Genomic DNA, 17,948 nt, shown 5'->3' on the forward strand with positions numbered 1-17,948 from the left:
GGCCAGGAGGGCGCAGCGCCAGGGGCGGGAACCTGGCGGCTGCGCTGGCGGGGTGGGTTTGTGCGGCGATCAGCGCCGTTGCAGGCTGTCCTGCAGGCGCTGGATGCCTTCTTCGAGCATGGCCCGCGGGCAGCCGAAGTTCAGGCGCACGAATTGCCCGCAGTCATCGCCAAACTCCAGCCCGGCGCTGAGGCCGACCTTGGCTTCCTTGAGGAAGTAGCCATGGGGATCGTCCAGCCCCAGCTCGCTGCAATCGAGCCAGGCCAGATACGTGCCCTGGGGCGCGTGCATGCGGATGCCCGGCAGGCGGGTCTGCACCGCGTGCAGCAGGTAGTCGCGGTTGGCTTGCAGGTAGCCGAGCAGCGCCTGCAGCCAGGGGCCGCCGTGGGTCAGGGCGGCCAGGGTCGCCTCCAGGCCCAGGGGGCTGACGCTGTCCACCATGCCGGTGCGGGCGTTGTTGAAGGCCAGGCGGGTGGCCGGGTCCTGGACGATGGCGAAGCAGGTCTTCATCCCGGCGATGTTGTAGGCCTTGCTCGCCGACATCAGGGTGATGGTGCGCCGGGCGATCTCTGGGCTCAGGGACGCGGTGGGAATGTGCCGGCGGCCGTCAAAGCACAGTTCGGCATGGATCTCGTCAGAAATGATCAGTGCGCCCTGATCCAGGCAGGCGTTCGCCACGGCTTGCAGTTCGTCCCGGGGGAAAACCTTGCCCAGCGGGTTGTGCGGGTTGCTCAGGAGCATCGCCCCGGCGCCTTGCAGGGCCTGGCGCAGTGCATCCATGGGGGTGACATAGGTGCCTTGCTCGGTGAGCTGGAACGGCACTTCGACCTTGTCCAGGCCCCAGTTGCCCGGGGCCAGGCGCAGCGGGCGATAGTTGGGGGTCTGCAGCACCACCGATTGCCCGGGTTTGACGAAGGCGTGCAAGGCCATGTTGAAGCCGGGCTCGACCCCGGGGAGGAAGATCAGTTCGTCGGGCTGCACGCGCCAGGCGTACTTGTCCCGGAGGTCGGCGACCACCGCGTCGCGCAATTCGTCGCGGGCCACGCTGTAGCCCAGCAGCGGGTGCTCCAGGCGCTGGCGCAGGGCCTGGAGGATGCCGTCGGCCACGGCGAAGTCCATGTCCGCCACCCACATCGGCAGGACATCTTCGGGGTAGCGGCTCCATTTGGTGCTGCCGGTGCCATGGCGGGGGTGCAGGGTGTCGAAATCGAAGCTCATGAACGGCTCTCGTCGCCTGGGAAAGGTAGCGCAGATTCTAGCGCTTGCGCGGGCATCCGGTAGGGAATAACGGGGTGGGCCGTTGGTCGGCGTGGCGGTCGCAAGCATTTGTGGCGAGCGCGGGGCGGTTTGAACGAGCCCTGACGCCTGTTTATTTAAATAGGGATATTTGGAGTGCCGAATGTTTCGCTTTGGGCGTTTTTTTCGAACCCTGTTTGCGCTGTTTTTTAAGGTATTTCTTAGGTCGGGTTTTTACTCGCTGTTATATGGTGTGGCGGTTGTTGCAGGTCTTGTGTGCCAAGCAAAACAGTGTGGGCTGCGAAAAAAACCAATAAAAAGGAGCAGGGCGATGAAACTTGAAAATGGAATTCGCTACCGTGATTTTTCCGTCCCCTATCTGGTGGATGAAACACTTAGGGAGGGGATTGAGCGCACAGCCTTTCCCATCACGGTGGACGCCAAGTTATCCATCCTCAAGTCCATGGTCGAGGCCGGACTACGGGATTTCGTGGTGGGCTGCGGACCGGAGGAACCACTGGTCTGGGACCGCCTGCATCGGGCACGGCAAGCCGGCGAATTGCCGGCCGATACCCAGGCCACGTTCATCGTCCTGTTGAACTGCTGGGAGACCGCCTTGGCTTATTTCAAGGCCCGGGCCCATCGACGGGAATGGATTGCCGACACCGTCTTCAGCTTCGGCATGATCACCTACAGGCAGAGCGACGGTGAATTCGAGCATGCAATCCGGGCGTTTCGCGAGCTCGGCGCCGTCAAGTTCAAGGCCAGCGTGCTCAACAATTTCCGCAATGGAGTGTGCGAGCAGCGTTATGCCGAGATCTGCCGGCAGATCGACTGGGCCGTCAACCTGGGCGTGGACATCATCCGCATCAACGACTCCGTGGGTTCGCTGCAACCCCATGTGACCCGCTGGCTGTGCTCCAAGCTGGTGGCGGATTACCCCCGCCTGGTGTTCTGCCTGCATGCCCATAACGACAACGGGTTGGCCCTGGCCAATACCATGCAGGCGATTCAATGCGGTTTTCAGATGGTTGAAGGGGCCCTGGCCGGATTTGGCAACCGCTCCGGAATTGCACCGCTGGAGCAAGTTGTGAAGTTGTGTCGGGACAACAATATACAGCTGGGCGCGCAGCCGCTGGATCTGGACAAGTTGATCGGCGCTGCTCGTTACTGTGAGGAAAAGTTGCTGCAGTTGCCCGGTGTCTATCGTCCGGTCAGTGGCAAGTTTGAAACACTTTCCAATTATGGCGTCTTGAATATTCCGGACTTTCTGGAAACTCAGGATGATAAGGCTTACTTCGTCAATTATGTGGGCTTGCATCCGCAGACCATCCGTCAGGCCCTGGCCGATTATTCATCGCTGAGCACCCAGGTGGCCGAGATTGCCGATGAGGAGCTGTGGCCCATCGTCGAGAGTCTGAAAGAGGAAATGCGGGCCTCGATGTCGGACATCGAGGTCCGTTATCAGCACGCGATGGCCGGGGTGATGGAGTTCTATCGCTCCTGCACCTACAGCCCGATGCACCTGGCCCGCTATGCCGAGCGTCAGCTTCTTCAGGAGCAACCGGCCCATGGATAAGGTCTTTACGGTGGTGATGCCGCTGTTTGCGATGATTTTCGCCGGCTACTGGATTGTGCGGCTGGAGGTGATCGGCAAGGAAACGGTCAAGGGCCTGGTGGGGGTGGTGTTCTGGTTGTTCCTGCCGTGCTTCATCTTCATCAAGACCCTCGGCACCCGGGATCATGGCGAGCTGGATTGGGCCTTGCTCGGCGCCTATTACCTGGCCTGCCTGGTGACCTTCATGATCGCCGCCGTGGGCGGGCGGCTGATCTGGGGCGGCAACGCGCGGGTGGCCGGCCTGCGCGGGCTGTCGTCCATCTCCGGGGTGGTGGGGTATATGGGGTTGCCCTTGATGGTCATGGCGTTCGGCGATGAAGCGGCGCTGCCCACGCTGATGATCACCATGGCCGACAACCTGGTGATCCTGGCGGGGGGCGCCCTGATCATGGAACTCACCGAGCCGCGCGAAGCCCGGGCCAAGCCGGATCTGGCCCGTGTGCTGCTGACCACCGGCAAGTCGATCATCAGCAACCCGCTGATTCTGGCGGTGGCCCTGGCGGCGCTGTGCATTGCCTTGCAGTGGCGGTTGCCCGGTCCGCTGCAGATCTTCGCCACGCAGATGACCAACGCCACCGGCCCCTTGGCGCTGGTGGCCCTGGGTGCTGCCTTTGCCGTGCACCGCCAGCAGAACCTGATCAAGGGCGACTCCCTGGCCCTGGCCCTGTTGAAGGTGGTGGTGTTGCCGGTGCTGGTGTTCGTGTCCGCCCGCTATGTGTTCGGCCTCGGCGATTTCCTGGTCAAGATCGCGGTGATCATGGCGGCGCTGCCAGTGGCGGTGAACGTCTTTATCCTGGCCTCGCGCTACAAGACCTACGAGATCGAGGTGTCCAGCAGCATGCTGCTCTCGGCGGTGATGGGCATCGGGGTGATCTCGGGGTTGCTGGTCGTGCTGGATTGAGCTGCGGCGCCCTTGACCCATGAGTTGTCAAAACGCCCCGCCCGGGTGATGCCCTGGCGGGGTTTCTGTTGTTGCTCCGGCGGACTTGCTTGTCCGTCCAGGCGCGCCGCTCGGTGTGCGCATTCCCTTCGTCGATCTCGGGCCGAGTCTGCCGTCTAGGCAGCTTTTCCCTTGCCTGTGCCTCAGAAAAACCTCGTTTCGCAATGCCTCGGGTTGGGCAAACAATAAACCCCTGCATACGCCTGCCCGACTGCCCGGGACGTTGTTGCGATGCACTGCCGATCGATTTGTTCTTCCTACAAAAACAACAGGGAGCAAGCGATGAACCGCCATTCGAGCAAGACCGCGTCCGCTCACTCCGGACCGGTTGCAAACACTCCAAGCGAACGGGGCCAAAGAGCCCGCAACGGTGACGATCCGGCTACCCGGCCTTTGCTGCCAGGTGCCTTGCACCGCTGACCAAGACTCGTAGTGCCTGGTGCAGTACCGCCCGTGAATACGGTCGCTTCCAGGCTCCTGCTGTGCAGGTTCGTGCGGGCGAGCCGGCTTTCTTGAGGATGGGTTTTATGTCCAACACCTTGCGTTGCGGCGTTGCATTGTCGTGGGTTCTGCTGTGCACCGGGGCTTGGGCCCAACCGCAGAACCTCACCGTCATTTCCTTTGGCGGAGCCACCAAACAGGCTCAGGAAAAAGCCTACTTCCAACCCTTCAACCAGAGCGGGGCAGCCCGGGTGGTGGCGGGGGAGTACAACGGTGAACTGTCGAAGATCAAGGCCATGGTCGATGTCGGCAAGACCAGCTGGGATGTGGTCGAAGTGGAGAGCCCGGAGCTGTTGCGCGGCTGTGACGAGGGCTTGTTCGAACCTTTGGACCTGGCCCGCTTTGGTGATCCGGCGCAGTTCGTCCCGGGCACCCTGAGCGAGTGCGGCGTGGCCACCTACGTCTGGTCGATGGTCATGGCCTTTGCCCCGCAGAAGCTGGCCAAGGCGCCCGGGTCCTGGGCCGACTTCTGGAACCTCAAGGACTTCCCCGGCAAGCGCGGTTTGCGCAAGAGCGCCAAGTACACCCTGGAAATCGCCCTGCTGGCGGACGGTGTGGCGCCGGCCCAGTTGTATCAGGTGCTCAACACCCCGCAAGGCGTGGCCCGGGCCTTCGCCAAGCTGGATCAGATCAAGCCCTACATCCAGTGGTGGGAAGCCGGGGCGCAACCTCCGCAATGGCTGGTGGCCGGTGACGTGGTCATGAGCGCGGCCTACAACGGACGCATTGCCATGGCCCAGAAGGAGGGCATGCAGTTGAGTATCCTCTGGCCCCAGAGCCTGTACGATCCGGAGTACTGGGCGGTAGTCAAAGGCTCGCCGAACAAGGCCCTGGCCGAAGATTTCATCCTGTTCGCCAGCCAGCCCCAGGCGCAGAAGGTGTTCTCGCAGAACATTCCCTATGGACCGGTGCATCGTCAGGCACTGCCCCTGTTGCCTGAGGCGGTGCAGCAGCAACTGCCGACCTACGAGGCCAACCTGCAAGGCGCGCGGGCGGTGGATGCGGCGTTCTGGGTCGACCATGGCGAGGAGCTGGAGCAGCGCTTCAACGCCTGGGCGGCCCGTTGAACGCCTCACTGATGCACTGAGGAAAAAAGGGCCTGCACAAGCTGTGCAGGCCCTGGTCCGATTGACGGGATCTGACGGCGTTGGTGCGGCGGCGAGCTGGACACACCCGTCGGCTCAATGGGCGGGGGCTTGAGGGCGCTGGGTCAGCCAGTCGATAAACAACGAAAACAGCTCCGCCTGAGAACTGATGGCCAGCTTGGTATAGAGATTCTTACGGTGCATGCGCACGGTTTCCGGAGAGATTTCCAACACCTTGGCCGTGGATTTCACCGAGTGACCGCGCAGGATCAGGTGGGCGATCTCCCGTTCACGCACCGTCAGTAGCGGAGTGCCGAAGCTCATGAAGGCGGCTTCGATCTGTTGGTTGAGGTCGGCCGGTGCCTGGGCCGGCAGCGAGCCCTGAGTCGCGTGCCGCACCAGTTGCTGCAGGCCGCCGGCAGTGCCGAAACGACGGATCAGTTCGCGCACCAGCGGCTCCACCGCCCGCAGTAGCGCCAAGGGTTCGCTGGCGAAGCGTGCACCACTCAAGCCCTGGAACATGCACAGGGAAATCTTGCTGTGTGGGTCGAGGTCGACGATGTAGTAACTGTCTTCGGCGCCCCCGGTCTTGAGGTAGTAGGTCTTGTAGTACTCGCTGGCGAAAAAGTCGTCCGGGGCGATTTCCGAGAGGTGGTAGAAACCTTCCGCCAGACCGTTTTCCACCGCCAGGCAAAAGGGATCGAGCAGGTAGCCGCGGGAGAAATAGCGGTTGATGATCTCGTCGCGGTACGCGCCGACAATGCCTTGCTCATGCAGCAACTGGGGTGGCAAGCCTTTGCGTTCCAGGCTGATCATCATGGATTCGATGGGGGTCAGGGCATTCAGCGCTGCCGCCAGATGGCTGAGGAAGGCCTCATCGTCCACGCTGTCGAATGCCTTGGCCAAGCCGGCATGCCAGGCCTGCAGGGCATGGAGGGAGAGGGGGGCGTTGGGGGGATTGGCAGATGCGCTCATGCCCGGCAGTTTAACTGCCGGGCGCAGGCCGGGTAAGACCCCGATTCGCAGTGCTGTCGGTGCCCGTTGTCGATTCATCAACCCAGGTACTGGCCGTCACGGCGCAGCTCGGCTGCAGCCTCGAGGATGCATTCGCGCAAGGTATCGACGATTTCGTCGATCTGCGCACGGGTGATGATCAACGGTGGCGACATGACGTTGAGATGGCCGATGGGGCGCACCAGCAAGCCCTTGGCCTGGGCTCGCAGGTGGATGCGTTCGGCAATGTTCAGGGCCTCCGGCAACAGGCTCTTGCTGTGCTTGTCGGCGACGAACTCGACGCAGGCCATCAGCCGCTTGCAGCGTACATTGCCGACCAGGGGCAACTGCGCCAGGGTCTGCAGGCGTTGCTCCATGTAGACCCCCACCTCTTCGACATGGGCCAGCAGGTTTTCCCGCTCGATGATCTCGATGTTCTTCAGCGCCGCGACGCAACTGACCGGGTGCCCACTGTAGGTGAAACCGTGGGTGAAGCAACGGCCCTTGCCCGGCTCGCCGATCACCTGCCAGATGCGTTCGGAGAAAATGCAGGCCCCCAGGGGCAGGTAGCCCGAAGTCAGGCCCTTGGCGGTGGTGATGATGTCCGGCTGCATGCCGAACACGTCCTGGGAGGCGAAAAAGGTGCCCAGGCGACCGAACGAGGTCACCACCTCATCGGCGACATACAGCAGGTCGTAGCGCTGGCAGATTTCCCACATGCGCCGGTGATAACCCTCGGGCGGAATGATCACTCCGCCTGAGCCCATGATGGGTTCGGCGAAGAAGGCGGCCACCTTGTCCGGGCCGATGGTGAGGATCTTGTCCTCGAACTCGGCCACCAGGAAATCGAGGAAATCCGCCTCGCTCATACCGGCCGGGGCGCGGTAGTAGTTGGGGCAGGAGATGTGGTGAAACAGGTCGCTCATGAAGTCGAATTCGGGAGCGCGGTCGGCGGCCTTGTTGCCGATGGACATGGTCAGGAAGGTCGAGCCGTGGTACGCATTGATCCGCGAGATCACATGCTTCTTCTCATGTTTGCCACGACTGTTCTGATAGAACTGCACCAGGCGGTAGGCGGTGTCCACCGCAGTGGAGCCGCCAGTGGTCAGGAACACGTGGTCCAGGTCCCCCGGTGCCAGGCTGGCGAGTTTTTCACAGAGCTGGATGGCGCTGACGTTGGCCATGTCGCAGAACGGATTGGAATAGGCCAACTGCCGTACCTGATCGGCAATCGCTTCAGCCATTTCCTCACGGCCCAGGCCGATGTTGGTGCACCACATGCCGCCGACCGCATCCAGGTAGCGCCGGCCGGCGGTGTCATAGATATAGGCACCGTCACCGGCAGCGATGTTCAGCGAGCCCTGCTCGCGGTGCTCGTCGAACATATGAAAGCCGTGCATGTAATGGGCCTTGTCGGCGGCCACCAGTTGTGGGTCGTCGAACTGTTGAAAAAAGGCTTCGGGTTGGATGGCCATGGGCTTCACCTCGGGTTGAACCATTGGACGCAACGTCCGTGGAATGGGTAGGCATGGATCACTTGCCGATCTTCACCATGTTCCAGGTGCGGGTGATCAGGCGGGTGCTGGCGGGGGACTGGATCTTCTGGGTGAACAGTCGCTCCCGGGTCTGGGCATCGGGGTAGATCGCCGGGTTGTCACGCACCTCGGTAGCGAGCAGCGGGATGGCCTTGAGGTTGGCATTGGCATAGCGGATGTAGTCGCTGACCTCGGCCATCACCTGCGGCTGCAACAGGTACTCGATAAAGGCATGGGCATTGGCCACATTCGGTGCATCGGCGGGAATGTAGAAGTTGTCGAACCAGATCAGCGAACCTTCTTTGGGAATGAAATAGTCGAGCTTGACCGGTGCCCCCGCTTCATTGGCCCGGGCCTGGGCGGTGGCGTAATCGCCGGACCAGGTCGCACTCAGGCACAGGTCGCCATTGGCCAGGCCATTGAGGTAGCTGGTGGAGTCGAACTTGCGGATATAGGGCCGTATGGCCATCAAGGCATCTTGCGCGGCCTTGAGGTCTGCGGGCTCGGCGCTGTTGGGATTGCGCCCCAGCCAGGCCAGCACCAGCGGCAGAATGTCCGTAGGCGAGTCCTGCAGCGTCACTCCGCAATCAGAAAAGCGCGACACCACCTTGGGATCGAACAGCATTGCCAGGGAGCCGATGGGCGCGTCCGGCATCCGCTCACGGATCTTGTCGACGTTATAGGTCACTCCATTGCTGCCCCAGGTATAGGGCGCCGAGTACTGCACCCCGGCGTCGTAGTTCTCCAGGCTTGTCAGCACCTGGGGATCGAGATTCTGCCAACTGGGCAACCACTGCTTGTTCAACGGCTGGAACACCCGCGCCTTGATCAAGGGCGGTACCAGCGCCGCGTTGAGTACCACCAGATCGTAGCCGGAGCGCCCGGGCAGCAACTTGCCCTGTACGGTTTCATAGGAATCGAAGGTGTCGTAGATCACCTTGATGCCGCTGGCCTTCTCGAAGCCGGCGAGGGTGTTCTCGCCGATATAGTCCGACCAGTTGTACAGCCGTAGCGTCTTGCTTGCGGGCTCCTCGGCCTGCACCCAGGCTGCCGCCACTATCAGAACCACGCCAAACACCGCAGGGAATGCTGTACGCATGCTGGAATTCCGCCTTGAGCCTGATGGGAGGAGCCCGGGTCGAGCCGTTGGCGCTACTGTCCGCGAGCGGCCGCACACACGCCATAACCCTATCGGGTAGGTGAGCGAGGAACAGGCAAGGGCGAGCTATCGGACTTGATTTATGCAATCATCCAGCCCCGTCGGTGACTTCGAGGCGTATTGGCCCACCCGGAAACCTGTAGAAACAGCCCGGCAGAAAAAATATCGAATAGGAGTTGCCAGGAATGGAAAACATGTCCATAATTGCGACCATTCCTCAGCGAGGAAACGGAAAAACTCTTTAGAAATCAAAGAGTTGCGAGATGAGGTTGATCTCGAAAACCGTTCTAGTTTGTATGTGTTCAGTGTTGTCATTCAGGCATTGGACATTTGGGGCCGAGTAGCAAAATGGTTATGCAGCGGATTGCAAATCCGCCTACGCCGGTTCGATTCCGACCTCGGCCTCCACCCTTGAAAACCCCGTAGATTAACGTCTACGGGGTTTTTTATTGCCCGCTTGAAAGTGCTGGCGTACCAAAACTTTCCTATTTCGTCGGGCTCGCGATGTCTCGGACGCGAACGTAAATCTTCTTCGTAGTCTCCTGTTTAGAGTGTCCGAGAAACCGGCTTGCATCGCCTAGGTCGAGAATTTTAAGCGCTTACGCAAACATCTCGACACATGCAAAGGCCCTGAAGGCATGAGAGTTTGTGGCTTGGCTGGTGCCGGCAGAGCCAGATGCCTGCGACCCTTATTCAGCCCCCCAAAAAAAACGAAGAAAGGTCGCATTGTGATCACTGTCGGCGGCGGTGCTTTCGGTGTTGGGAGGAGGCCGCAAGCAATAAATTAGTCAGTTTCCTATTTGCACTTCAATGCTGCAGGCGCCGCCCTCCGTGACCGGTGGTGGCAATTTGATTTGGGTTGGGGGATTACGGGAATCCGTCGATTTAGAGAACTCAAATTGTCGTAGGAGTCGGCTAGATCCGTTCTGCCGACTCCTGCTTTCGCAACGGGCTCCGCGCCCACCCTTGACCCTACAACGAGCCGCTCAGGCACAGAACGCGAGGCGCCGTCCTTTGGGTTGGGGAGTCCTCGCCTCTGATGGGTGAACACCGAGCGAAAGGCGCAATTATAGGTGGAAATCGCCCGCAGCCTCCGGCTGGTAAAGCACTTTCCTGATCTCAATACGGCGGGTCCGATCAGAAATCCGCCAGTCGATGGTGTCCCCCTCCTGATAGCCAAGGATGGCGGCGCCTATATCGGAATACACGGAATGCTTCCCTGCGTTGCTGTCCGCGTCTTCCGGGTAGACCAAGGCTACTTCGATCTCTTCGTCGTCCAGTTGCAGCAGGGCCCTGGAGTTCATCGTGACGACATTGCGCGCCACCTGCTGCGGCTTGACGACAATGGCTCGCTCAAGCTCATGTTCGAGTTCAAAAACGGCCGGGCCTTGTTCGAGCGCGATCAGGCTCTCGAGCCTGGCCTTGTCGATTTCGGTGATGTAGATCTCAGTGGAGTCGGCAAGGGTACCTTCGCGCAATAACTGGAGATAGCGCCCCGCCGTCATGGAAAATGATGTCAATGTCGGCGTTTCGCTTTCAAGCAGAAAGCCGCTGCGCTGAAAGGCTTTCAGCGAGCGCGTGTTATCCGGGTGAATCTTGGCGATGAGCTTCTCGGCCCGCATGTCGAGGAAGGCCAGTTTCATGCCTTCGCGGATGGTGCGAGCGCCAAGGTTTCGGCCCCATTTGTCGCTGTCTCCGATGACCAGAACTATCTCGCAATTGGAGCCGGTCTTGATCAGACGGACAAAGCCCACCGGCGCGTCATGCCGGTCATAGGCCATGAAGAATCGGCCGCCCCGGTTGAACAGATGGGTCAGGATCGGCAATTGAGTTCGATCGATGACTTGCTCGATGGAGCGAGAGACATCGCGTGAATCGCTCAGATAGCAGGTAACGCGCTCATCCTCCAACCAATCCATCAACGTCAGCGCGTGCGCCCGAGTAATTTCAGGGCACAGCGAAATGAAAGGCTTGTTCATCTTAACCACACTTATTTGTAAAGGATGGAAGCCCGCCATGGCTATGGTCATTACGGTTTGTCGGCAGCCGGCCATTTTAAGATATACCGCGAGTAATGGCGAACATCCCGGCGAGTTCGAGTAAATCATCGTTTTGCCGAGCACGAGCACGAGCACGAGCACGAACCAGTCAAGCGCTCAAGCCTCGATGAAGCCGACTACATTCAGAATGATCAGCGCTGTATCGTTCTGCCCCTTGATGCGGTACCACACCAGCCAAGACACCTTTCTGGTGCAAGTCGGCAAGAAAATGAAGTTCGGCGAAGAGAGGACTCGTCAGCTCTGGAAGGCCTGCATGGCTTGGATTGACGGTGTTCTGGAGGTTTGTCGAGAGGCCGCGTAGTTCCTTTCAATTATGATCTTTGAGTGGAGTTTTCTATCAAGGGAGGGAAGGGGAATGTCCAGCTCAGGAGGGTCATCAGCCAAGTATCGAAGGCAAACTTTTGGTGCAGCCTCGGTAGGCCGGGCCAAGCCACGAGCGGCAAAGCTCTTGGCTCCGTCACCATCACCCGCGGCGACGTTAGCCGCTATCAGTTCCGCCTGGCTGCGTTTCAGCGCAGCACCGCCGATGTGTGCCTGGAGATGCCCAGCCTGGCCGATCTATTCTTTGAACGTATGTTTCCTCTTGGCTGCAATAAAATCTTGAAAGCTTTTAATAAAGCCTTGTCTTATGTCGGGCAATTTTTTTTAGAATCAGAAAGTAAAGATAGATAGGTGTTGTGTCACCTGTGCCTGCCTCTATCCAGCGCTCTTCAGTTTCAAAGCAAAAAAGAACACAGCGTATGAGAAACGCAAAGTTTTCATCTGATTGACGGTGCTGTTTCTTTACCGCCCAGAGTTCTAGTGCAAGCTTTCTCCGGAGATCTCCATCGCTTTCTATACGCTCTCGCAGGATACTATCTTCGATATATGGAATCAGCACCTTCAACTTAGAATCAGAAATGGTAGCAAGTACACCACCGTCAATCAGACTGAGCAAATAGCGAGCGTACTGACGTGTCATTTCGCCGAAAGACACGCTCGCTTCAAGTAACGCCTCTTCAAGGCAATCAAACTCTTGAACCTCCAGGCTATCAATCATTATACAGCTCCAGCTTTTACTCTCATCGCGCAGCAGCAATCGGCCTAAAGCGGCCTGAGCAGATTCGGGAAGGGGTTCGAATCTCTATTTTCGCGACCCTGGTTGCATTTGGCGAACTGGTTGTTGGCTAGGGAGGTGAGGTTGTGGGGCAAAAATGGAGTAATCCATACGCCAAACTGAATCGCCCCTGCGTATCGTGCAGCTCGGGCAACGTCGATGTTGGTTAGAATGGCGCGTTGAAGTCTATTGCTCGCAAGGGAATCCAATGAGCACTGAAAAGCCAGAGCTTTTGTTCATCCTTCAAAGGTTTCTAGATAATGTTTATGAGAAGGCTTCGAAAAGCCAGAGTGTTTTACTCAAAAGGAATCATGGCCACTACACATACGCGGATGAAATACTCTTCGTCTACGTGACGATCTTCCCTAAAGAGGTTGAGCTTGTTTTTGAGAGCAAGCAGGTAAGTTGCGGAGTTTTTAGTATTGCTTTGGATATGTGCATGTCCAGTGGAGAAGTACTGGCTGGCGACCTGCTGTCTCTGAATGGGAGATGCGAGGAGATCAGCGCGGCATTGGCGTTGCAAGAAGACTGGGTGTTGGCCCTGTTGTTAAAGTGCTTGGGCAACTGAGTCTTTTTTCAGGAGCGTGGACAACGCAGGCGTTCCGGTTTACCGGTTCGCGAGCGCGGAGTTTATGCGGTGACCGCTACTGGCCCAGAGTATGTAAAAACCGCTTCCAAGACCGGCGGAGCATGTTTCAGGAGAGGAGTTGAAAACAGCCTGGAAACTCTTGGTATGGTGCGAGACGGTTTCCTCTTATTAGGACAAAAAAATGATTTCACATGTATTCATCGGAGTGAATGACTTCAATCGAGCACTTGTGTTTTACCAAGGGGTCATGCAGGTGCTCGGACTTGATCTCAAGTTCACAGACCTTGAACGCCCATGGGCGGGCTGGAAACACCCCGACACTGCACGCCCTCTTTTCGTGGTGGGCAAGCCGTTCGACGGCGAGTCTGCGGCGCTAGGCAATGGGCAAATGATTGCTCTGCTGGCACCTAATCGACAGCGCGTAGACAACGCCCATGCCCTGGCGTTGGCATTGGATGGAACATGTGAAGGCGCTCCGGGCTTGCGACCCGAATACCACCCGAATTTTTATGGGGCGTATTTTCGAGACCCTGAAGGAAACAAGCTATGCGTCTGTTGTCACGATCCGGAGTAGGTCAAGTGTGGGATCTATTCTTGGCCTGAAATCGTGAACAAAACATTGTCGAGAACCCCGGCGTCTGGAGCGAGAGGCTCAACGCAATTTCACCAGCGCCAAACTGAATCGGCGAATGGAAGAAATTGAATCGAGCATCAACCGTTACCTGACGGCACTTGATGCTGCCGATCGGCAAGAACCAACAGTCTCCGAGCCCAGCGCCGTGCGGCTGGAAGAGAAAATCGTCAAGTTGAAGACGCAAATGAAAGAGCTTCAAGCAATTGAAGTTCAGCTCAACGAATCGCCGGACCTGAAAGCAGCCGTTCATGACTGACCCCTTTTGAGCATTGGAAGCCCCTAAGAAATCAGTTCCGCAATCAAAATCCTGCCCCGCATACCCCCGGACTTGCCTTACTTGGACAGCGACAACGGCACCCCCCAGATGGGATCTTCCATGCCTTGTTTGCCCAGCGGCGTGATCTGCATGGGCTGGAGCTTGGACAGCAGTTGCCGGTGCTTCTCGCTCAGGTTGCGCTGCTCGATGAGGTGCTGCGAAAAGCTCATGGGTGCCGGCCAGGTGTAGACGGTCAGGTTGTCGAGCGGACACTCGATTTTTTTCGGATCGATCGCTCGGCACTTCGACTTCTGGTACTTGTAGCCAGGGGTCTTTAGATGCATGCGCGGGGCCAGCAGCAATTGCCCGCCCTGGATGGTGAAACTGGCGAGCGCCTTGTCGACCGGCAGGCGCGCCTGGACCTTGATCGCGGGAATGTCGCGAGAGTCGGTCTGTTGGTAATAACCGGCCGGGGAGCCCGCCGTCGTTTGGGTATATTGCTGTTCACCCCAGCTCACGCAGGCACCCGAGGCCCTGACTACAGCGGTACAGACACGCTCGGTCTTGGTCTCGCTGCCATAGGTAGCGTCCTTCCAGACCTCTTCCCTGTAGTACTCGCGATACAGTTCAGGGGACAGGTAGGCGGTCCCGTTGGCGCCACGGCCCGAACCGGGTGGACCGCTGCGGGCGTCGACCTGGTCAAGCAAACCGCGGAGCTGGTAGTCATCGCCGCCGGTCAGCAAGTATTTGCCGGGTGGCAGGATATGCACCTCGAAGGCCTTGAACAGGTAGGTTTCGCCAGGCGGTCTCTGCAGCGCGTTGGTCTGGAACTTGCGGCCGAAGGTCACCTTCGGATCTTTCTCGTATTCCCAGATCACCGTTGGCGTCCATTGCGTCATGGTTAGCGCATCGCTCAGCGACTTGTGCGGCATCACGTCCGCCACCAGCACTACCGCCATGTTTGCCTTGAGTGCTGCGTCCACTTGGTCCAACAGCTGTGCGTAGCGCGGATCGTCCATGCTGCCGTAGGCACCCGAATCGAGATCGGAGACGCAGCCGCAGAGACATAGGGAGAGAAGCAACGCCGTGGGAAGGGCAAAACGCAGTCGGAACAGTCTCATGTATCAGTCCTTGAACTATCTATGTCGGGCCAGCCACTAAGGCGCCAAGGCCACGCCCGTGCAGCGGCCACGAATGGAGAAGTCCTTGATCTGTCTGGCCTTGTCGACAGTCATGGAGAGGGTGCAGCCGCTCGTGTGAGTGACATCGTCCCAGTAGTTGGTGTGGACCATCACGCCGCCCTGCATCTCGCTGGAGCTGCCGACCACTTCCTTTTTCACGTAGGAAGTGTCGCGGTACCACTGCATTTGCACCTCGCTGCGGTCGGGCGAGGGCTGCATGCGTCCGGGCGGGCCGAAGAAGTCGATGGCTTCCTTGGCATCGCGTCCCTTCCATTGCTGGCCGGCCCTGTATTCCGGGAGGGTGGGAATGCAGCCGCTCAGCAAAGGCAACAGCAGGCCGAGGGCAAGTAGGTGCCGGGTCATGACGGCCTCCTTCATTGCGCGCTGTTGCCGAGCATTGCGTCCAGACTCTGCACGGCCTCGCTGTTGGCCTGGATGCCGTACAGTTGCTGGAACATGGCCTGGACGGTCTCGACCATGCGGCCGGCGGCCATTTTGCCCATTGGCAGCATCTGGTTGTTCTCGCGGTTGCCTGCTGCGCAGACGAAGGCGAAGGTGCGCTGCAGCCAGTAGTCTTTCGGGGCGATCCAGCCCTGGGCAGTGGTCACGTCCTTCATGGCGTGGTCGAAGCGGCGCATGGCGCGGGCGCTGTCGAAGCGCACTTTGCGCTCCTTGCACTTGTACTGGATCTCGTAGGCCGCCAGCACGGGCATCGCCGGGTCTTCGAAGATCTGCATGATCATGGCCGACTGCACCCCCTGGGGCTTTTGCAGGATGCCGGCGGCATCGGCGACGAATACCTCGTTGTGGTAACGCTCGCCCTTGCCGTAGACGATCCAGTATTCACCTTGAGGCGTGGCGAGTGCCGTGCCGCTGGTACACAGCAGGATGAGTGATAGCGGCAACCATCTGGCGCGGGGGAATGGAATCGCCATGATATTTCCTTCCTTGATGGGGCTTGTCCGTGGCCGCATGGGACCGTCCAGAAGAAGGAATATAGGTCTGGCCGGCAGTAGCGGTCGATTAGGGCGGATGTGCTAATGGCGCATTGCCGTTATCGATCGGGTCAACGAAACCTGTGAGTGGCGGTCGTCTGCATGATCAGAACCTTGGGCATGCACAGGTGCGGTGTTAAAGTGCCGCCACTGAAAAGGGAGAGCGGGATGCGGGGCCAGATACTGGATATCTCGACAGAGGTCGAATCGTTGCTCCTGCAGCTGGGGGCATCAGGCCGAGGTCTGCATGAAAAACTGAGTTCCATTGAGGGAATGATCAGCCCGCCAATGGCGAAAAAGATCCGCTGGATTGCGAGCGTGCGCAACAAGGCGGTTCATGAGCGTGTTGTCGAGGTGGATCTTGAAGACTTCAGCAAGGGCGGGGTGCAAGTAGTCGCTTATCTGAAGCAGCTTGTTGCTTCGATCACACCTAAGCAGACCAAGCACAAAGAACCGCAAGGTTCGCCTGAGCCAGGCAAGTCCTGGGCCGAGAAGGATGGTTGGGAGAAGACCAAGACGGTCGGTACCTACATGGCGGCCGGCGCAGCTGTGGTCGCTTGGTTGTTCATGTCCTCCAAATGAGTCTTCACGATTGCTTATGGCCCGGTTCTCTTGCCGGGCTTTTTCGTTTCCGGCGGCCTGATGCTGGAAACTGTGGTTCTGGAAAGACGCGGTATTGCTGAGTATTGGGCGTTGTGTCACTGAGTGCTGCGTTGCCTGGCAATCACATCTCAATAGTTGGCATGGTGCTTTTGCCGCAACTTATCAGTTGCCCCGCCGTGACCTGTAGTCCACTTGTTGGTTTTGCCGCGTACCCGGCAAAGAAGCCGACGGACACCAATGCAATGTAGAGGACGGTTTTTCTCAGGGCCATGCTGGCACTCGCTCACTGTTTGATAGGGAAATGTCCAGCACTGATCCTCATTGACGGAAAAGGTTCCAGGTGAACGATGTTGCGCGTGCTTCACTAGGGACGATGCAAGTTTGGCCATTGGCGGTGATTCGGCCCCGGGCTCAACTTGCCACGGGGTGGCAAGTTGCACTATTCAGCAAAGGCTATCGGCTGGAGAGGGTAGGGAAAGGGGTGGAAGGCCCACGTCGCGAATGGCCGCGGCGAGTTTGTCCTGATAGATCGTCAGAATGGAGTAATCCAGCTTTTGGGTGATGTTGGCGCCGTCTGCGCAATTGGCCAGGAGTTCATCCAGGGCGCCGGCCACCAGGTCTGCGGTGACTTGCAGGACATTCAATCCAAAGCGGTTATCGACAATGACCAGATTCGTTAAGTCGTACATACAGCCCCTATGGTCACTGTGCTTATGAGTAGTGGCTATGAGCCATGATTATTTTAACTAAACGGCAGGTGCGCTGTCATCGGGAGAAGATGGGCGGTGTCGCGGGCTGATAGGCGTTTGCGCTTCTGAATTTTCAGCACGCCTGTGGCAGCCCTGTGTACCATTGCTGCCCGCGAAAAAAGCACCAGAGGCAATCTGCATGCTGATATTGAAAAAGGGCGACAACCAGGGCTTGAGGGTAGGGCCGCGCTGGCCGTCCGCAAAGGTGTTGATGGAGCGCGAAGTCTTTGTGCAACTGCTCAAGGTCCAGTCCAGCCTGCCGCGTTCGGTGCAGTTGCTGGTAACCCGGGGCTACGAGCGCAAGAGCAGTTACCTGGGGTTTTTCAGGACGCTGTCACGCTGGCTGGGGATCAGGTTGTTCTGCCTGTGTTATCCAGGGCGTAAAGAGGAGCTGGAGGATATCTTCGGTTCCAATGGCCATGATGTGGATGGCACTCATATCGATGTGTCCATTGTCTTCAATGGCAAGCGCCTGCGCTTTTTGCCACTGGGGGTGTTTACCCCGCCGGCGCGCCAGCAACAGTTGCAAGGGCGGTACTCGGCTGTCGTTGATGAGGTCAAGAACCTGTTGAAGCGTCACGGTTTCGAGATTCATCGCAATCACACGGAAAGCCTGCAGATTCATTGCGACTACAAGGCCTGATAGCCAGGAACCGCCGTCCTGGGCTCGGCTGCCGAGTCCATAGCGCTCATGTCCTGAACGTAATAAGGAAGTTAT

At 58.8% G+C, this 17,948-nt stretch carries 17 protein-coding genes, 1 tRNA gene and 2 pseudogenes; 10 read left to right on the forward strand and 10 right to left on the reverse strand.

What is annotated here, in order from left to right; genetic code table 11:
* Positions 1-69 precede the first annotated feature (69 nt).
* Positions 70-1,218, reverse strand: coding sequence for a PatB family C-S lyase (locus tag J5M73_RS24110; RefSeq protein WP_102863132.1), 1,149 nt, complete (start codon positions 1,216-1,218; stop codon positions 70-72).
* A gap of 349 nt (positions 1,219-1,567) precedes the next feature.
* Here J5M73_RS24110 and J5M73_RS24115 point away from each other — a divergent pair, with 349 nt between their 5' ends.
* The 3 genes from J5M73_RS24115 (at position 1,568) to J5M73_RS24125 (ending at position 5,362) form a co-directional block, all read left to right on the forward strand.
* The gene (locus tag J5M73_RS24115) at positions 1,568-2,815 is read left to right on the forward strand and encodes a pyruvate carboxyltransferase (protein WP_102863133.1); all 1,248 of its coding nucleotides are present in this window, start codon (positions 1,568-1,570) and stop codon (positions 2,813-2,815) included.
* Positions 2,808-3,755 (forward strand): AEC family transporter, encoded by a 948-nt coding sequence (locus J5M73_RS24120; RefSeq protein WP_102863134.1) that lies wholly within the window; start codon positions 2,808-2,810, stop codon positions 3,753-3,755. Before J5M73_RS24115 ends, J5M73_RS24120 begins: the two co-directional genes overlap by 8 nt.
* 566 nt (positions 3,756-4,321) lie before the next feature.
* Positions 4,322-5,362 (forward strand): ABC transporter substrate-binding protein, encoded by a 1,041-nt coding sequence (locus J5M73_RS24125; RefSeq protein WP_102863135.1) that lies wholly within the window; start codon positions 4,322-4,324, stop codon positions 5,360-5,362.
* Positions 5,363-5,476: 114 nt separating this feature from the next.
* Here the strand turns inward: J5M73_RS24125 and J5M73_RS24130 are convergent, their stop codons facing one another.
* The 3 genes from J5M73_RS24130 to J5M73_RS24140 all read right to left on the reverse strand — a co-directional run bounded on the left by J5M73_RS24130 (position 5,477) and on the right by J5M73_RS24140 (position 9,007).
* A complete protein-coding gene (locus J5M73_RS24130; RefSeq protein ID WP_102863136.1) occupies positions 5,477-6,355 on the reverse strand; it encodes a LuxR C-terminal-related transcriptional regulator in 879 nt (292 codons plus the stop codon).
* 77 nt (positions 6,356-6,432) lie between these two features.
* Positions 6,433-7,848, reverse strand: coding sequence for an aminotransferase (locus J5M73_RS24135; RefSeq protein WP_102863568.1), 1,416 nt, complete (start codon positions 7,846-7,848; stop codon positions 6,433-6,435).
* Between the two features lie 58 nt (positions 7,849-7,906).
* Positions 7,907-9,007, reverse strand: a complete 1,101-nt coding sequence (locus tag J5M73_RS24140) for a polyamine ABC transporter substrate-binding protein (RefSeq protein WP_102863137.1) — start codon at positions 9,005-9,007, stop codon at positions 7,907-7,909.
* Positions 9,008-9,401: 394 nt separating this feature from the next.
* Between J5M73_RS24140 and J5M73_RS24145 the strand changes: the two genes are divergently transcribed.
* Positions 9,402-9,475: transfer RNA gene (locus tag J5M73_RS24145), tRNA-Cys, on the forward strand.
* Between the two features lie 659 nt (positions 9,476-10,134).
* Here the strand turns inward: J5M73_RS24145 and J5M73_RS24150 are convergent.
* A complete protein-coding gene (locus J5M73_RS24150) occupies positions 10,135-11,097 on the reverse strand; it encodes a bifunctional GNAT family N-acetyltransferase/nucleoside diphosphate kinase regulator (protein ID WP_102863569.1) in 963 nt (320 codons plus the stop codon).
* 419 nt (positions 11,098-11,516) lie between these two features.
* Here J5M73_RS24150 and J5M73_RS31925 point away from each other — a divergent pair.
* Positions 11,517-11,703: pseudogene (locus tag J5M73_RS31925) on the forward strand (hypothetical protein); the annotation flags it as partial.
* A gap of 34 nt (positions 11,704-11,737) precedes the next feature.
* On the opposite strand, the gene J5M73_RS24155 reads toward J5M73_RS31925, so the two are convergent.
* The gene (locus tag J5M73_RS24155; RefSeq protein WP_243433918.1) at positions 11,738-12,166 is read right to left on the reverse strand and encodes a hypothetical protein; all 429 of its coding nucleotides are present in this window, start codon (positions 12,164-12,166) and stop codon (positions 11,738-11,740) included.
* A 265-nt stretch (positions 12,167-12,431) separates the two neighbouring features.
* Here J5M73_RS24155 and J5M73_RS24160 point away from each other — a divergent pair, with 265 nt between their 5' ends.
* The 3 genes and pseudogenes from J5M73_RS24160 to J5M73_RS24170 form a co-directional block, all read left to right on the forward strand.
* Entirely contained in the window at positions 12,432-12,791 is a 360-nt protein-coding gene (locus J5M73_RS24160; RefSeq protein ID WP_102863139.1) for a hypothetical protein, read from the forward strand.
* Positions 12,792-12,993: 202 nt separating this feature from the next.
* The gene (locus J5M73_RS24165; protein WP_102863140.1) at positions 12,994-13,386 is read left to right on the forward strand and encodes a VOC family protein; all 393 of its coding nucleotides are present in this window, start codon (positions 12,994-12,996) and stop codon (positions 13,384-13,386) included.
* 82 nt (positions 13,387-13,468) lie between these two features.
* A pseudogene (locus J5M73_RS24170) lies at positions 13,469-13,699 on the forward strand (IS5/IS1182 family transposase); the annotation flags it as partial.
* An 80-nt stretch (positions 13,700-13,779) separates the two neighbouring features.
* Here J5M73_RS24170 and J5M73_RS24175 read toward each other — a convergent pair.
* Genes J5M73_RS24175 through J5M73_RS24185 form a run of 3 tightly spaced genes read right to left on the reverse strand, consistent with a single transcriptional unit; the run spans position 13,780 to position 15,818 of the window.
* The gene (locus tag J5M73_RS24175; protein ID WP_102863141.1) at positions 13,780-14,823 is read right to left on the reverse strand and encodes a hypothetical protein; all 1,044 of its coding nucleotides are present in this window, start codon (positions 14,821-14,823) and stop codon (positions 13,780-13,782) included.
* Positions 14,824-14,859: 36 nt separating this feature from the next.
* Positions 14,860-15,246: a hypothetical protein gene (locus J5M73_RS24180; RefSeq protein ID WP_102863142.1), complete on the reverse strand. Its 387-nt coding sequence runs from the start codon at positions 15,244-15,246 to the stop codon at positions 14,860-14,862.
* Positions 15,247-15,257: 11 nt separating this feature from the next.
* Complete coding sequence (locus tag J5M73_RS24185; protein WP_102863143.1) at positions 15,258-15,818, reverse strand: hypothetical protein; 561 nt, start codon at positions 15,816-15,818, stop codon at positions 15,258-15,260.
* 162 nt (positions 15,819-15,980) lie between these two features.
* Here J5M73_RS24185 and J5M73_RS24190 point away from each other — a divergent pair, with 162 nt between their 5' ends.
* Complete coding sequence (locus tag J5M73_RS24190) at positions 15,981-16,460, forward strand: hypothetical protein (RefSeq protein WP_146036404.1); 480 nt, start codon at positions 15,981-15,983, stop codon at positions 16,458-16,460.
* 464 nt (positions 16,461-16,924) lie between these two features.
* Here the strand turns inward: J5M73_RS24190 and J5M73_RS24195 are convergent, their stop codons facing one another.
* Entirely contained in the window at positions 16,925-17,170 is a 246-nt protein-coding gene (locus J5M73_RS24195) for a hypothetical protein (protein ID WP_102863145.1), read from the reverse strand.
* A gap of 199 nt (positions 17,171-17,369) precedes the next feature.
* On the opposite strand from J5M73_RS24195, the gene J5M73_RS24200 reads away from it, so the two are divergent.
* Positions 17,370-17,873: a hypothetical protein gene (locus J5M73_RS24200; RefSeq protein WP_102863146.1), complete on the forward strand. Its 504-nt coding sequence runs from the start codon at positions 17,370-17,372 to the stop codon at positions 17,871-17,873.
* Positions 17,874-17,948 lie beyond the last annotated feature (75 nt).

The sequence above is a fragment of the Pseudomonas sp. 50_B genome, assembly GCF_017491625.1.
GTDB classification, from domain to species: domain Bacteria; phylum Pseudomonadota; class Gammaproteobacteria; order Pseudomonadales; family Pseudomonadaceae; genus Aquipseudomonas; species Aquipseudomonas danubii.